Source organism: Phytobacter ursingii (assembly GCF_001022135.1).
GTDB classification, from domain to species: Bacteria; Pseudomonadota; Gammaproteobacteria; order Enterobacterales; family Enterobacteriaceae; genus Phytobacter; species Phytobacter ursingii.
Window position 1 is genome coordinate 3,279,041 of the sequence record NZ_CP011602.1, and the last position, 15,073, is coordinate 3,294,113.

A 15,073-nucleotide genomic window follows, 5' to 3' on the forward strand; every position below is an offset into this window, starting at 1 on the left:
TATGACCATTAACAGCGAACAGATTCAGGCACTCAAAGCGGCTGCGCAACTCATTGCTCATGGTTATCAGCAGGAATGGGGTACCGAACGAGATGAAGACGGAGAGTCAACCTGGGTTGGCACTTATGACCATGATGGTGTCCTCTGCCCGTTTATCGACGTTTCAATTTCAGAATGGTCAGGTGAAGACGGGGACGATGCCAGGCTGGCTGATTTTATTGCCAAAGCTAACCCCGTAGCCATCCTCGCCATGCTGGCAGAGCGTGACGCCGACAAGAAGCGGATTGCTGAGCTTGAGCATAATCACCGTGTGCATGCAGCACGACTACTTGCAGAGCGCGGTCAGCTTAAAGACCGGATCGCTGAACTGGAAGCGATATCTGCCGCCGCAGAAAAACTGGTGCGATGCAAAGGCCGCTATCACAGCGAGCAAAACTATCGCGCCATGGCTTCTCTGTTTGGCGTAACGACACCTGACCTGCCGCCGCTGGAGATGGAAGCGCGGACGGTGAGCGTTAAGTTGCCGGAGCCTATCGGGCCAGAAGCTGCACCTGCTCATTATTGGGATAACGGTGAGTCTATGGCGTATGCAGACGGTTATAACAAAGCCACATCTGACACTAAGAATTTATGCGCAGCCGCTGGCATCACTTTAGACGTGGGGGAGTGAAAGATGACACTCACCAAAAAACAACGCGCCGAATTGCGCATGAAATTTGGCGGTCGCTGTGCGTATTGCGGATGCGAGCTTCCAGAAAATGGCTGGCATGCCGACCATGTTGAGGCCGCTTTGCGTAAGTGGGAATTTAGCGAGCGTCAGGCTAATGGTGTCCGGCGCACGGTTGCAACAGGTGAATTCTGGCGGCCTGAGAATGATGCTATCGAAAACCTGTTCCCGGCCTGCGCACCTTGCAATCTGTTTAAAGCGACATTCACTGTCGAGATTTTCCGTGAACAAATTGCAGCTCAAGCAGAACGGGCACGCGCATACAGCGTCAACTTCCGCACCGCAGAGCGCTTTGGCCTGGTAGAGGTCATCGATAAGCCGGTTGTGTTCTGGTTCGAACAATATCAGCAGCAGGAGTCCGCTGGTATCCATCTGGAAGTGGGGGGGTGAACGATGGCAAAGCTGACCAAAGCAGAAAAGGCCTGGGTAGATGATTTGCAAGCCGTGCTAGACCGCTGCCCATCGCCGAAGAAGATCGGTTTTTACACAATTGGCGACCCAACTATTTTCCTGTATGACTTGCGTCGATGCGATGAAGTCATGACTGCACTGGATGCAAGGCTATCCAGTGACTGGTGTACCGCTGTCCAGAATATCGGTGCTGATTTTGATGAAACCATAGATTTTCCGTCAGCCGTTGAAAGCACGGCGGGTTAAGGAGGCCGTATGACAGAACAATTTCCGAGCAAGGTGAGACTGGCACAGATAGCCAGCTTTTCAAAAAGCATGGCGCTTCCACCGTCTCATGACGAAATCGAAGCTATGGCCCTCTTCGCACTGGCGGCGCATGAGCAAGAGCCGGTGGCGTACAAAGCCACTCACCTTGATAGCTTTGCATTTGGCGAAACCAAATCGGCTGTAGAGGAGCATGCCGAGAGATTCGGATGGGAGCTCGAATTTACTGAAATAACTCCGCTCTACACCCACCCCGCGCCATCAATCCCGGCAGCGGAGGAAGCAAACTCCCGTGCGCTATTTGAGTCATGGTTCAGGGAAGAAATAATTGCGAAACCGGATTTCGTATTTGCAGATTTTGACAACGAAACCGGGGAATACATCCCCCCGGATGATGATTCAATCGAACTCTATACACACATACAGGCAATGTTGATGTCGTGGAACGCCTGCCGCGCCGCCATGCTTAACCATCCCGAGCAACACCTCGATATGGTAGACCATTCTGGTGATGTCAACAAAAAGGTCGCGCCGCCCATCCAGTCCGGTAATTCAGCGCAACCTGTAACGGTGCCTGCCGGGTATGTGCTGGTCCCGGTTGATTTGCTATCAGACCTGCGCGATTTTGCTCACCCCGAAATCGAAAAATACTGCGAGATGTGGGAAGGTCGCAGGGATAGCGAGTTTCCTGCTATGCGGAAGATTATCTCGGATGCAGATGCGTTGCTCGCCGCAGCGCCGAAAGCACCTGATGGCTGGATTCCGGTAAGCGAGCGGATGCCGGAAAATAATAGCTACGTTTCTGTCGTATCACGGCATGGAGAATATGTATCAGGCCTGGTAAATGGAGAGTGGCTTGAATTGCATGATGGTTCATCTTTCCCCGTTAGTGAAATTTATCTGTGGCTCACGCTGCCGTGCCTACCATCTAAACCCCTGCCAGATGCACCAAAGGTGACGCCATGACCAGCAAACTCAAACAGCGCCGTATGCGCCGACTCCGTGACGATGTAGCCTGGTGGCGCGAAGAGGCCAACGACTGGAAAGAAATCGCACTGGAACATGCTGCCGAGATTGAGCGACTGAACTGCCAGGTGATTCATGTAGTGTTGCCGATGATGGTGCCACCAGCAGTAATTGAAGGCATGAAGGCCAAGCGCGTAGAGCATCAGCTTTGCCTTAAATGTAATGACGGCGCACGGGGCGGCTGTTCCGCTTGTGCCTACAATGATCGATAACCGGGTGCAGCCGGTAGTGGAGAAAGTATGGCTACAAAATATCTCACAATGAAAGACATGTGCCAGTTAACAGGGAAGAGTAAACCTACGTTATGGCGAATGTATGCAAAGCGCGGCGAGTTCCCTAAACCAGAACGAACGGCAAGTGGGACATTCCTGGGGTGGAGCGAGAAGGTTTATGAAGATTGGGTAATCAGTAATAAAAGCCAGCCATTTTGATTTCAATACCTGACCCGTTACCTGACCTTGCGTCGTAGCGGGTTTTTCATATTTATAGGCTAACTTATTGAATTAAATGGTACGCCCTACAGGGTTCGAACCTGTGACCTACGGCTTAGAAGTTCCTGGAACTACCTAAGTTAACAATAACTTACCGCGTCACTCCTGCGCTCACACGTCCCATGATGCGAAAATATGCAAAGACTTGCAAAGCGGTGCAAATCTTTGCGTGTCTCAAATCTGTCTCACATCACCAGGCAGTCATCAAACTCACCCGTTCGCGCGTCATTGATGATGTAAGTGATTACCCCCTTCACTACCACTCTTTCCTCACAGTCATCGTCAGTGATGTATGTTTTATTGTCTGCGTTATCCAGTTCTTCCAGGTGAACACGTGGTAGCAGTCTGAGACGAAGCAGACGCAGTTGTTCGTGAAGATGACAAATCACCAGGCTGCCGTCTACAGGACGTAAAGACGTATCCATGACCAATAGCGCCCCCTTCTTAATGCCTTCACGCCATGATGTACCGGTATAGCGAACGAAAAATGTTGCAGCAGGCTTTCGTATCAACTCCCTGTCGAGAGATATCGCATCTTCGTGGTAATCAGCAGCCGGGCTTGGGAACTGTGACATTGCAACCATAAATCACCTCGTAAGTTACTGTATGTATAAACAGTATAATAAGATGTAAATGAACGTTGCAACGCCACATGATCAATATTTTCAGCGGAAGCATCCATGCCTTTGACGCCGAACTAAAAACCCGCCGAAGCGGGCTTTTGCTTATTGAGGCAGGTTATATCTGCAATTACCGAACGCAAAATATCGTGACGTAGACGGCACGTTGTTAACAACAAATGCGCCACTGGTGTCTATCCTCAGTGTGGCCACGCTTTGAAGTGGAACGCTATTTACATCAAAACAGGTCAGCGGGATATATAGCTGAGACAAAGGCGCGTATGCCTGCGGCAACTGGAGAATTGTAGTGTTGTTTGGAACGGGGGCTGGGGTGTCCATTAACCCTGTCAGGCCAAATTCGTTACCGACAACCTCAAATTTTGGTTTAACGGCAACGCCATATGTTGCTGAAATTGCAGACGGTATCCATCCAGGAATAATTTCTGTTGGGCTAATGTTGGTTCTGGTCCGGCAAAAAAGATATCCGATTAAGGCTTTAGCCCAACCACCTCCTTTGAGTTGTGCACCGAATCCAGACTGATGCAGGTTATCCTGGACAACCGGATCAAGCTCAGGATGCACAAGAAGAGAAGGAACAATGGCACCCATATCCTGTAAAGGCAGCATGGCGACCTGGACGCCTAGATCTGACAATGTCCTGAGTAACCGCAGGCGATATGAAGCGCCTCGAACTGCGTTAGAATCAAGCTTGCCCGTTGATTGTCCAAATGGAACCGCTGCGCTACCGTTATACCACAGAGCCGGAATACCTATAATCGGGGTAATATTGTAGGTCTGGCATGTTGTTACGATACTGGTGATCGCTGTAATAAACTGGTCTGCCGTTGAACCTCCCGCAATATCATTAATCCCAACATCAATCATGGCGTAATCAAATCCACCAAGCGCCACAAAATCAGTTGAGTTAAATATTGCAGCCTGTTGTACTGCTGTCTGCCCTGCTACCGCGAGGTTTAAAATATTTTTGAACTGCAATCCACCCGCGCCGCTGGAAACACGCACCATGTGGTTAACCCATGAAAGATGGTTATTTTTGTCAGCAGTTGAGTCACCGACAATAACGACGCGCAACGGTCGCATACCGTAGGTTTTATTATTTTTCACTCTAACAGGATACGTGATATACGCGGCGTTAGTATTGTTTGCAATACCTGCGCCCCAGCCAGCACGTACTATGTTGTATGGAAGCCCCTCAATTCTGGCAACCTCGGAATGGTTACACAGAATTGAGAATGACGTTGGAGAGTGGATTTTTATCCCGATTTCAGAAACATCAAAATTATAAGCTGGGTTGTCTTGTACCGGGTTGGGAATTGTTACTGATTGTACAGGGTAACCCTCCCTGAAAACGTATCGGGTAATATCACCGCCACCAATAGGCTGGCTGTAGATAACAAACCCACGCTCTGTTTGCACGTAAATAGCAATACTGGCGGTAGACCCTGGCATAGTTACCTGGGCGTGTGCCTCCCATCCTGGGCGAACGGGAACACTACCTACAATAAATTGCCCCGTGGGGATATTGCTGAAAGTTACGATATCCACATCGCCAGATGCAGATGCTCCAGATGATGCCCCTGTTGCCGGATTCACTGCGTAAAAAGCGAGTTCGCTGTTGGCCTGAATTTTCTCAACTACCGGGGATTCTCCGTCGCCTGAACTAATGAAATAAGGTTTCCCTGATAATGGTCCGTAAGGTGTTGGGCTTAAACGATACGTGTATCCCAGCGTTGGCAGAATAATGTTTAGCGGACGCGTTACGACCAGTCCGGCCCCGATTAATGGGGTTCCGCCACCTTCGTGCGTAATATCAACACCAGGGTCTGGGTCAATAATATATTTTGACATATCAGGCCATGTCATGGTGCCGTTCATGTAATAACGACCTGTACCACCCACAGTTTTAGGAAACCTGATTTTGCATCCGTTTGGGAAGTCAGTAAAAATAGCCTGGAGCGCGCTCCAGCAATTTGTCCCAGACGTTCCGTTGTAGTCATCCTTTCCGCCATATTGCTGGATGGATACAGATTGTAAATTGACATCATGCTGGGTAATCAAAACAGAATTTGGTGTAGCCTGCTTAACTCCGACAAGAACATCACCTTCTTCTGCCCCGCCTCCAGCAAGGCGTGATGAGAACTGGTCTGGGTCATATTTAAGAACGTTGGGAAAGTAGAATTGCTGAACGTCATAGGCATCAAGAACGGCCATACTGTGGCCCCTGTCTGTGACAAACTTTGCAATCTCTCCGTTGTAAACTGGATACCCGCCAGCGTTTATAGATAATGGCTGCGCAACCGGAACGGTGCTTCCATCCTCATTTTCCAGATATACCTGAATTTGATTGACTGGATTGGTTGGATCAGTGTCAATTTCACCTACGTAAATCTTGCCGTTAGCCGCTGCTTTGAATGACCGTGCCATTGTGAAAAGTTGACCAGGCATACTAATTACTGCATTTACTGTGATATCCGTCATTTCCTGTGCTCCGGGAGCGAGTAGTCACCACAGCAAAGCTGCGGTATGTTTTGTGCAATAAAAAACCCGCCGAAGCGGGTTGAGTTATGAATATGGCTTTGTTTTATGCGGCGTTATTAAGAAGGTCTGGCTGCGTTATCTGCATGATGTGCTCATGCTCCAGTTTCAGCACAAGCTTCTCCTTCTTGCGCTCATTCATCAGCCGGCTACCGATTGTCCCTTTCAATTTAGAGCGAGTATCCTTGATTGCATGCTTGTGCTGCATGTCTTCGATAATCGACATTCGGCGAGACAGGTTTTCAGCCATGAAGTTAAATGCAGCGATGAACTGTTCTTTTATGCAAGTTGCAGCCTTACCAGTGAAGCCCATTACAAGCATCATCCATCCATCTTTTGTGATGTTGTACATAAGGCGCATCTCACCCTTTTTATCGATGTATTCAACGGGCTCAAAATTGAGCCGGTTAAATTCTGGTGAGCAATCAGACTCAAGGCGCTTAATGGCTCTGATTACGTTTTTGTGGGCTTTGCTGAAATATTCAGCCACTTTTAGTGACGTCGTGATAACTTTGTTATCGACAGTGAAGACCATGTCATTAAAGTTGAAAGCCGGAATAACTGACGGGTTATTCATTGCGTTTCCTTTATTTGAAATGAACCTTTGCCGCACAGGAAATCAGCCCGTCGAGGCTCGCCAGCACTAACTGACTTCCTCAAAGGCTCATTTCAAAGTGACTGGTTCGACGTGGTTTAGCGCGTGCGAGGCGCGTTTCAGATACAAAAAAGCCCCGGGATGTGCCGAGGCTTTGATGTTTGGTGTACAGTGTTAGAAAACTAAGGAGGTCACATGGAACAACAGCAAGGCTCACCGCTTTCTCTAATAATTATGATTCTGGTTTTTGTAGTGGTTGGTTTTTGGCCTGGATATAAAATATCTAAAAAGGCTGGGTTTGATTGGAAAATGGCCGTATGCCTAGCAATACCTGGCTTCAACGTTGTAGCTTGGTTTGCGCTGGCTTTCATGGAATGGCCTATTCACAAATATCTACCGAAAGACAAGAAAATTTAATGGAGTAATGCCAGGTTATCCGGGCTTTCTTTTATCTACATGGAGTGGTTATGAAACGACTGATTGTTGGTGCTTTGAAGATTTTGGTTTTTGTCGGTGGTTTTACTTTTTATGGGTTGGGGATGTATCCAAGCGTAGGAGGCGGATTTGCACTCTTCTTTCTTTCTCTGGCCCTATTGAGTGCATGGATTGAAATAAAATCAACAATCAGAAAATAGCCATCCGTGGCTTCCGCCTTACTTTCCGTCGCTGGCGCAATTCTTATCAGAATAAAGTTGCTGTAGCTTCTTGAACCTGTTTTTTGCCGCTTGCCCCTCTACTGTTTTCGCATCGCTTGTATCCATGAAAAACAGTGGGACAAGAAGAAATGCACCAGTAACACCAAGGGCTGAGTTCTTAGCGATCTGCCCGTTAAGTTCACTATCCTTTGACTTCACTAGGTTTGTCATTTCTTCCATCTCACTTACGATGGATTGGCATGACATATTAGCGTCACCAGGCTGTGACGCCTGAACCGGCATAGGAGTTGTGTGTACGCAAGCGGAAAGCAAAGATAATGCTGTAACCGCCAGTGCAAATTGTTTAATCATGATAAATCCCTTATGTTTTTAAGTAATTTAACATGATTGTAAGAAAATGTAAGCCGTCCATGGCTTTCATTTACTGCTGAGTTACCTGGTTAGTCAGTAGCGGCCTAACCGCTACTGCGGCCTGATTTAAGGCCTTTTCATAAGCTGGCGTACCTGCTTTTGTATTCGCCAGCCTGAGCATTGCATTCCTTACTGGCTTACTCTCGTAGAATCTGGCAACAGCACCATAGCTAAGCCCAGCGGCTGTCCCTACACCTCCGGTGCCGATTACGTCACTTGCCACTCCAGCGGGAACTGCAACCTGAAATAGCTCCTGCCCGGTTGGCGTTACAACCCCCGCACGTGCGGCGCGACGCGTCTGGTCGAGATAGGTAGACAAGCCATTCAGGTATTGCTGATCTGCGCCTTTAAACAGTATCCCTGTTTGTGATGACAGGCGATTAATTTCATTCAGGAACTTATCAGGACTACCACCTGATTTTTCATACGCCTTTCCAATTACAGAGGCTCTGGCAGCGCTACGGCCTTTATAGTCAAGCGAGTTATATAATTGCCTTACCTCGCTTGGCTTATTGCTGAACAGCAGGTTATTCACAACCTCAGGGGTTAGATCGCCTTTCTGGAGAACATTTTTCAGGCGGGTATTATTGACCAGTTGGGCTTCATTGGCATAAACAGCATTGGCTTGTTTATACCTGCTTGCTACCTGTGAGCCCAGCGTGTCATTAACAGCCTGGTTGACGTCATTAGTCAGGGCAGAGTAAACGCGATTTACTGCGGCCTGAGATTGATTAGGCCAGGTAACGCGATCACCTTTAACGTCCTGCCTGAACTGAGTGCGCAGGTCTCTGAGCAATCCGAAATCAGCACCTTTACTGAGCTCATCCTTGTACGTCTGCAACTTGGAAATTGTCTGCTCATCAGCCGCGCCGCCAAGCCTGGATAACCGGGTTATTTCCGTATCAATAGCAGATATGGCCTGATTTGGCGTTATGGTTCCTGCTGCCTGCATAGCATCATTAACCTGTGTCATTCGCTGCCCTGCCGCCTGTTTGACTTTGTTTGTCTGCCGTTGCAGGCTCTGAACAATCTCATCAGGTGCAGGTGAATCGAATTGCTGAGCATAACGCTGAACAAGCTCGCTACGGGCTTCTTGTTGACCGCGCCTTAATGCGCCAGTACCAGTAACGGGGACCTTCTCTCCAAGCGCCTGTGCAGATCTGCCTGTAAATGTTCCTGGCTGAACAACATCAGTAGTTAGCAAAGGCGCATCAGCCTGATTGGCAAAGTTAATGGCTTGCTGTGCTTCCGGTGCAATTTCACCTTTTAGCGCAGTGATTCCCCTTCCGATTCCTTTTGCTGCCGTAGACAGTAATCCCTGTGCGCCAAGGTTAACGGCGGCATTAGTTGCCGCATTCTGAGCAAAATCACCCTGTTGATTTGATGCCTCTGCCAGCGAGCCAAGCGCCATGTTTGGTCCTGCTTTAAGACCCGGGGTTAAATAGCTGCCTATTGCCTCTCCCATCTGCGCGTATTTGTCAGTCGGCCTGTCAACCGGGCGGTAGACGTCATCAAGTACTTTTGGGCCTCCTAATCCCTGACTGATGGCATTGATAAGACTTGCACCTCCCTGCAACACATCAAATGGAATGTTTACCAACCCACGACCAGCCTGCTCTGCAATCTGTCCAGCACTAGCCCCACCTGTGAGCCAGTCACCGGCTTGCTTCATTAACGATGGTTCTGGCTGTTGAGCTTTACCCTGGGTTTCAGGATTTGCCTGCTGTTGTGTAGCCTGGCTAGCAAAGTACTCATCAATCGCATTCCCAATATCTTCGTTACTGGTGCCGTCAGGAAAATTGAAGGTTTTGCCGTTCGCTGTAACTTCCATCATTTCACCGTGAATTGGATACCTGATTTAGACACATGAACGCCTGCTGCTGGCTGTGAATTTGTCTGAGCGTTAGTGGTAGCGTTTTGCTTTGGTGATCCGACATTGACGTTATACTGCTGGTTGTAATTGTCAGTGTACGTTTTTATGTCTCTGATTGATTGTTGAGTCGCTTCCGGGCTGGAAAAATCAACCTGGGGCATACCCTGAAAATACATTTTTGCCTCGGCTACGGTATTGATGCCGGATGCCCCCATATCCCTTGCAGCTGCAATACCCTGATTCTGCATTTTCCCTTGGATGCGCTGGGCGGCGTTAAATAACTGCCTTTGCTCTCCACTTCCAAGCCTGCTTCTTACATCAGCGCCAAGCGCTGGTTTTCCAGTACCCCCAGTTATACCTGTAAGGAAATCAAGACTCTTAGGATCTGCATTGCTGATCAGGTCTAGGTCTTTTTTCATCGCAAAATTCTGAGCATTTGTCGCCGATGAAGCTGTAGCCGAGATTGCAGCAGGTGGTACTCGTATTGTATTTCCGGCATTATCAGTTGCCTCATAAAACGCGTTCGGCCCAGCACCGTGAAGCTTGCCATTAATTGTTACTGTGCGCCCATCTGAAAGCTGTACCTGGCGGTTATCTGCTCCTGTGGTTTTTATCCCAGCAACCTGAGCAAATATCGCAGCTGCCTCTGGGTCTGATTTCAGAAGCCTGGAGTAGGCAGTAAAGTTTTTCATATCTGTAGTTGCGCCATTAGCTGAAAGCTGCGCATTCTGAGCAGATATGTTCTGTCCCCTAATCTGAATGTCCTGCCCCCTGGCCGTGAGTGATTCTCCTGCTTTATTGCTGCGTACAGTTTCCGCAAGTGAATCCCTCTGAATTTGCCTGCCTTCTGCCTTATCCTTAATGTCGAACATTTTTTCAGGACCAACAGCACCTAATGCCAGCGTAGAGGCAAGGTGAGATAATTGCTCTGGGTTATTTACGCCCGTCTTAATCATCCAGTCAGGGTCTGCCCCTATGCGCCGTAGTGCGTCTGAATTCTTGCTTACATAGCTACTAAAAGTCTCTGGACCCTGTGCAAGAGCAGTATTTACGCCCATAGCAAGGTTGCCCAAGTCATTCTTTTGTTGGGAATCAAGTCCTGCTACGGCTTTTTGTGCCTGCTCAACAAATGCTGGATTCTGCACTGCAAAATCACGCAAAGGTGCCATATCACCAGTTTTCCACGCAGTCGCATGAGCCTGATCAAAAGCTCTTTGCTGTTCTGCATGCTGCCCCTGCTGATAAGACTGCGCGATATTCCCAAGACCCTGTAACGCAGTGAGACCAGCATTATTTTGCCCTGAACGGATCATATCGTTATTCGCCCTTACAAGAGCGAGGCCATTGCTTATATCGCTCACCTGAGGGGCATTGGTATTATTGCCTCCAATTCCGGCAAGCAGTCCGCCAGAGTTGACACTTTGTTGCCACGTAGCCATGACGACTCCTTAAAACAAAGAACCAAGCAAGCCAAGGCCGCCACCGATTGCTGCACCCAGACCAGTCCCAACCCCTGGAACGATACTGCCAATCCCAGCCCCGGCTGATGCTCCTCCAAACGCCCCACCAAGCGCACTTTGAAATCCTGATGGCCTGCTGGCATTGGCTGCTGCAAGCTGAGCCTGCTGTTGGTAGAGCGCTCCGGCATTGTTGGCGTATGTCTGACCTGCATTTGCCTGCCCTTGCAGTGCGCCAAGGCCAATGTTTGCAAGGTTCTGAGCATTGCTAATCTGTCCAGCCAGCCAGTTTTGGCCTAATGTTGGGGCAATCGCAGCAAGTTGGTTGCTGGTTGCAGTAGAACCCAGCCCCCCTGTTGCTTCCTGAGATTGCAGCGTCTGGTAACGAGCCTGGTCAGCAAGTGCCCTGTACTGGTCAGAATTGTAATAATCATTGAGCGCTGAACTCTGCCCGCTAAGGGTTGAAAGTCCCTGTAACTGGCTGATGTACTGCTGCGCGAGTGGAGTGAACGGTGCCAGATTATTCATTACCGTTTGCCACTGCTGGCGCTGCAAATCGGTAGCCTTGCTCATGGCTTTGGCTTGCGCTCCTGCGCCGTTATCTCCGCCCTTGCCGCCTTTAAGGTACAGGCGATTATCGAGATGCTTACTCGCTAACTGGAAAATGAGCATGATTTTACCTATCTGGTGTGATGCGAGAGGAATTCTGTAAGTTCTTCGCGAGTTGCGCTGTAGAACGTCACATCATCGGTACCTTTAAAGTATTTGCGAATAGTGCCTACTCGTTGCAGTCCAACCATCACGCAGTAAATCTGTCCGTGCCTGAATTTTCGTGCGGCATATGACATTACGCATTGCACTTGAGTGGTGGAAAGAATGAACCTCCAGAAAGAAAGACCTATTTCTTTGCTGAATCCGCGAACTTCCGGTAGGTACATTGCATGGCAGTCAAAGGTGAATGGCTGCGCTTCGTGGTAATAGACGATGCCTCCAAACTGCCCATGCACGCTAACTTCGAAGTATTTCGTATCAGGCTTGTAGTCATAGCCGTCACCGTTGTTACTCCCGGCAATGATGCTGGGGTGATTACCAATGGACTCAATGAGGTCGATGTTGCGTGTTGGCGTGAAAATAATCATATTTACCTCAGTTCATCAGACCGTGGGTGCGCAGCATGTCTTCTAGCGCTTTGATGCGTTGCCTTGCCTGGACAAGTCCTGTTGCGATAGCGGTTATTTCTGCCTGCGTGTACGTTGCGCTTACTGAGTAGGTTGCGCTGGAGTTAAAAGCTCCGAGCAGTGCAGTACCTGTTGCCGCCGTCCATCCTGACGCTCTTGGGCCAACAACTTGAGTACCGTTGATTGCGTAATATGACTGAACGCTGACAGGTGATGCCATTGATTGCAGCGTCGTTACTGATTTGGAAACGTAATCACCCTGTATTGTGGTGATTTTGTTTTCCGCTGTCGTCATCCGGACTGACAGGGATGTGATATTCCCCTCGGCGGTGGTTATTCGGTTTTCATGATCGGTGAGTGTGGTCTCTGCTGCCGTTATTCTTGTCTCATGGCCTGCCAGTTCAACTTCGTTAGCAGTTATCCTTGATTCATGATCGGCAAGCTCGGTATCTATATCACCCAGCCTTACGTCCTGCTCTTCGTTCTTCACCTGCGCATCATAGGCACCCTGACCAGCTTCATTCGCCTTTCCGGCAACGTTAGTGAAGTCAAGTGACTGACTAAGGATGTATTGCTGATATGCAGCAGACAGGCCATCAGGAAGTGATGAGGCACTTAATGTGACCGCTGATACTCTTACTGGCTCATTCAATGACATTATTCAGTCCTTACCTGGCATCCTGATAGTGTGACGGGAGAACCGGTCACTATTCGAATTTTGAAAGCGATGTTTTTTCGCACTCTGCCTATGCGTTTCCATATCGATCTCTGGTCATAGCGGAATGGAGTGTTCCATGATATCAACTGCTCTCTGCCGTGATTAATGCCGTCAGTGGTGGCGGATATAAACATCCGCTCTGCCAGTTGTGCCACACCAGTGGATGACTCAAGCTCAAGGTCAAATAACCGTGCATTGTCTGCTTTGAATAACGGCGTATACAATAGATGCTCCTGCCTCTCACCATACTGACTGGATACGTCGAATTTGCACTGCCCTGTCACTGCGTGAAACTTGTCACCGCAGGTGATTGTGTTTCCCTCATAGAAAAAGTCGATAGCTCGATATACGTCATCGGCGAGACCAGTCTTCAATACTGACCACTGAGGCCCGTTCTGGCTTGCTGCTGCGTCATATACCAGCACGTGGTTAGGCAGGTGGATAATGAGCAATTCATGCGAGTCGAATCGCAGAGACTCCATCACCCCAGTAGCAAGCTCATCTGCGGGGTATGAGCGGATTATCTTCTCAATACTGGACGTGGCGATTATTTTAACCTGACCTGATTCCATCAGGTAAACTGACGGCGCTCCGGTTGCAGGATTGCTGATAATGGCGAATGCATCAAGATACTGACATTTGCAATGCGTACCGGCGATGCCCTTTGGAACAAAATATGACGGGTTGTTTACATAAATAGCCGAACCCGCAGTAGTTGCCCCGGTAATGGAGAAAAACTCAGTGGTTGATGTACCAAAACACACCACAAAATCACGCCAGGCCCCCATCCCTATAATTCCATCAGGCTGGGATTCAGCACGATATTCAGCGCTATTTCGGTCTGGATGAGCTTCATCTTCCAGGTCAGAGACAAAGAATGAATCCGTGCCATCTTTTGACCAGATATATCGTCCTCTAACGCGGATAATGTCTCTTGCTGATCCAATTTCATAGCGGGTATAGTTGCTTGATGCAGGCCAGTTTTCCATAACCTTTGTAGAACCGTCATACCGGTACATAACAATCTGGCCTTCCACTATTACTGCCTGACTTGTGCGGCTGTGCGCCATTGAAACGCGACCTATACCACCAACATTTGCAATCAGATCGCTGCTCTTATACAAACCTCCTCCGCAAACGCGATATACAGCACCCTGAGCAATGTTGTATTCAGCACCACGTGATACACCACTCACATCATCACGCTTCTCTATGCCAGGGAATGAGCGCATATAACCTGCCGCGTTTAGCACCTCTTTGGGTGTTGCCAGCAGGTTTACAGGAAGGTAGTCGATGTAGTCAGCATTCTGATAATCCTTACCAGTTCCCTTCATCAGCGGGAGTTGTTGAATCGGCATCTTGCTGTTCTCCTGGGAAGAAATGCCAGCCGTTCAGGGTGGCAAAGCTGTTTCCACTGCCAATTGGCATGCGATTTGGATATGGTGAACGCGTAGCTCGCGCAATGGCAGTTTGCTTATACAAAAGTTCTTTGCCATTTCTCGCTGTGGTGATTATTTTTGCTGTTGCTTCAAGTGCATAATCAGGCGCTATTCTGCATGCAAGATTGTGGATGACAGCACTAACGGCTCTTGACCTAAGCCCGTGTTCATCACCTTCTGCTGGCGGATTATCAGGGTCGGCAAACTCATAGCCTGTGATAATACCTTTCCCGTCCTGATACCACTCAGCCATCATTGATTCGAGGTCATCAACCGCATCCTGAATTGATTGCGGTTCGACATCGGTAAGGGCGGCGTCTGACGCGATTCCTAATTTACGTAGCGCGGCCCTTACCAGATCGCCTTTAGTTGCTATCAGCATCTTTATCCGCCTTAGGTTTTGGCCCCGGCTTTCTGCGCTCTCTAATCTCAGGCTCAGGCTCAGGCTCAGGCTCAGGCTCAGGTTCAGGCTCAGGTTCAGGCTCAGGCTCATCAGGAGATTTCAGCAGGTCATCAGGATGCGCAAGCCATCCCGCATCCAGATATTCCTGCAATTCATCCTCATCGATGATTTCCCAATCGTAGGGAACGCCTTTCCATACCTTGTTTTTACCTTTCCGATATACCATCTGTGTCATTACGCGCTCCAAA

The 15,073-nt window shown here is 48.9% G+C and carries 20 protein-coding genes; 8 read left to right on the top strand and 12 right to left on the bottom strand.

Going from position 1 to position 15,073, the window contains the following annotated elements:
* Window position 1 precedes the first annotated feature (1 nt).
* From AB182_RS19020 to AB182_RS19045, 6 genes are read left to right on the top strand one after another with little or no spacing between them, the layout of a single operon-like run.
* Complete coding sequence (locus AB182_RS19020; RefSeq protein WP_052958876.1) at window positions 2-670, top strand: ead/Ea22-like family protein; 669 nt, start codon at window positions 2-4, stop codon at window positions 668-670.
* A 3-nt stretch (window positions 671-673) separates the two neighbouring features.
* Entirely contained in the window at window positions 674-1,117 is a 444-nt protein-coding gene (locus AB182_RS19025; RefSeq protein WP_047371466.1) for an HNH endonuclease, read from the top strand.
* 3 nt (window positions 1,118-1,120) lie between these two features.
* Window positions 1,121-1,384 (top strand): hypothetical protein, encoded by a 264-nt coding sequence (locus tag AB182_RS19030; protein ID WP_047371467.1) that lies wholly within the window; start codon window positions 1,121-1,123, stop codon window positions 1,382-1,384.
* A gap of 9 nt (window positions 1,385-1,393) precedes the next feature.
* A complete protein-coding gene (locus AB182_RS19035; protein ID WP_047371468.1) occupies window positions 1,394-2,368 on the top strand; it encodes a DUF551 domain-containing protein in 975 nt (324 codons plus the stop codon).
* Window positions 2,365-2,640, top strand: coding sequence for a hypothetical protein (locus tag AB182_RS19040; protein ID WP_047371469.1), 276 nt, complete (start codon window positions 2,365-2,367; stop codon window positions 2,638-2,640). The genes AB182_RS19035 and AB182_RS19040 overlap by 4 nt, the downstream gene beginning before the upstream one ends.
* A 27-nt stretch (window positions 2,641-2,667) precedes the next feature.
* Window positions 2,668-2,859 (top strand): helix-turn-helix transcriptional regulator, encoded by a 192-nt coding sequence (locus AB182_RS19045; protein ID WP_041852423.1) that lies wholly within the window; start codon window positions 2,668-2,670, stop codon window positions 2,857-2,859.
* A 245-nt stretch (window positions 2,860-3,104) separates the two neighbouring features.
* On the opposite strand, the gene AB182_RS19050 is transcribed toward AB182_RS19045, so the two are convergent.
* The 3 genes from AB182_RS19050 to AB182_RS19060 form a co-directional block, all read right to left on the bottom strand.
* A complete protein-coding gene (locus tag AB182_RS19050; protein ID WP_047373365.1) occupies window positions 3,105-3,494 on the bottom strand; it encodes a HumD family translesion DNA polymerase in 390 nt (129 codons plus the stop codon).
* Window positions 3,495-3,644: 150 nt separating this feature from the next.
* Window positions 3,645-6,038 (bottom strand): phage tailspike protein, encoded by a 2,394-nt coding sequence (locus tag AB182_RS33100; protein ID WP_052958878.1) that lies wholly within the window; start codon window positions 6,036-6,038, stop codon window positions 3,645-3,647.
* A gap of 103 nt (window positions 6,039-6,141) precedes the next feature.
* Entirely contained in the window at window positions 6,142-6,672 is a 531-nt protein-coding gene (locus AB182_RS19060) for a Rha family transcriptional regulator (protein WP_047371470.1), read from the bottom strand.
* Between the two features lie 213 nt (window positions 6,673-6,885).
* On the opposite strand from AB182_RS19060, the gene AB182_RS19065 reads away from it, so the two are divergent.
* Complete coding sequence (locus tag AB182_RS19065) at window positions 6,886-7,107, top strand: hypothetical protein (protein ID WP_047371471.1); 222 nt, start codon at window positions 6,886-6,888, stop codon at window positions 7,105-7,107.
* Between the two features lie 50 nt (window positions 7,108-7,157).
* Entirely contained in the window at window positions 7,158-7,325 is a 168-nt protein-coding gene (locus tag AB182_RS32680; RefSeq protein ID WP_167337897.1) for a hypothetical protein, read from the top strand.
* 18 nt (window positions 7,326-7,343) lie between these two features.
* Here the strand turns inward: AB182_RS32680 and AB182_RS19070 are convergent, their stop codons facing one another.
* From AB182_RS19070 to AB182_RS32685, 9 genes are all read right to left on the bottom strand, one after another.
* Window positions 7,344-7,697 carry a hypothetical protein gene (locus tag AB182_RS19070; RefSeq protein WP_052958879.1) on the bottom strand — a complete coding sequence of 118 codons (354 nt, stop codon included), beginning with the start codon at window positions 7,695-7,697 and terminating at the stop codon, window positions 7,344-7,346.
* A gap of 70 nt (window positions 7,698-7,767) precedes the next feature.
* The gene (locus tag AB182_RS19075) at window positions 7,768-9,588 is read right to left on the bottom strand and encodes a hypothetical protein (RefSeq protein ID WP_047371472.1); all 1,821 of its coding nucleotides are present in this window, start codon (window positions 9,586-9,588) and stop codon (window positions 7,768-7,770) included.
* Window positions 9,588-11,069, bottom strand: coding sequence for a phage DNA ejection protein (locus tag AB182_RS19080; protein WP_047371473.1), 1,482 nt, complete (start codon window positions 11,067-11,069; stop codon window positions 9,588-9,590). The genes AB182_RS19075 and AB182_RS19080 overlap by 1 nt, the downstream gene beginning before the upstream one ends.
* Before the next feature lie 9 nt (window positions 11,070-11,078).
* The gene (locus tag AB182_RS19085) at window positions 11,079-11,759 is read right to left on the bottom strand and encodes a hypothetical protein (RefSeq protein WP_047371474.1); all 681 of its coding nucleotides are present in this window, start codon (window positions 11,757-11,759) and stop codon (window positions 11,079-11,081) included.
* 8 nt (window positions 11,760-11,767) lie between these two features.
* Window positions 11,768-12,226 carry a DUF2824 family protein gene (locus AB182_RS19090; protein WP_047371475.1) on the bottom strand — a complete coding sequence of 153 codons (459 nt, stop codon included), beginning with the start codon at window positions 12,224-12,226 and terminating at the stop codon, window positions 11,768-11,770.
* 7 nt (window positions 12,227-12,233) lie between these two features.
* On the bottom strand, window positions 12,234-12,923 hold the full coding sequence (locus tag AB182_RS19095) for a hypothetical protein (RefSeq protein WP_047371476.1): 690 nt from the start codon (window positions 12,921-12,923) through the stop codon (window positions 12,234-12,236).
* On the bottom strand, window positions 12,923-14,341 hold the full coding sequence (locus AB182_RS19100; protein ID WP_047371477.1) for a packaged DNA stabilization protein: 1,419 nt from the start codon (window positions 14,339-14,341) through the stop codon (window positions 12,923-12,925). Before AB182_RS19100 ends, AB182_RS19095 begins: the two co-directional genes overlap by 1 nt.
* The gene (locus AB182_RS19105) at window positions 14,301-14,804 is read right to left on the bottom strand and encodes a packaged DNA stabilization gp4 family protein (protein WP_047371478.1); all 504 of its coding nucleotides are present in this window, start codon (window positions 14,802-14,804) and stop codon (window positions 14,301-14,303) included. The genes AB182_RS19100 and AB182_RS19105 overlap by 41 nt, the downstream gene beginning before the upstream one ends.
* On the bottom strand, window positions 14,788-15,060 hold the full coding sequence (locus AB182_RS32685; RefSeq protein WP_047371479.1) for a hypothetical protein: 273 nt from the start codon (window positions 15,058-15,060) through the stop codon (window positions 14,788-14,790). The genes AB182_RS19105 and AB182_RS32685 overlap by 17 nt, the downstream gene beginning before the upstream one ends.
* Window positions 15,061-15,073 lie beyond the last annotated feature (13 nt).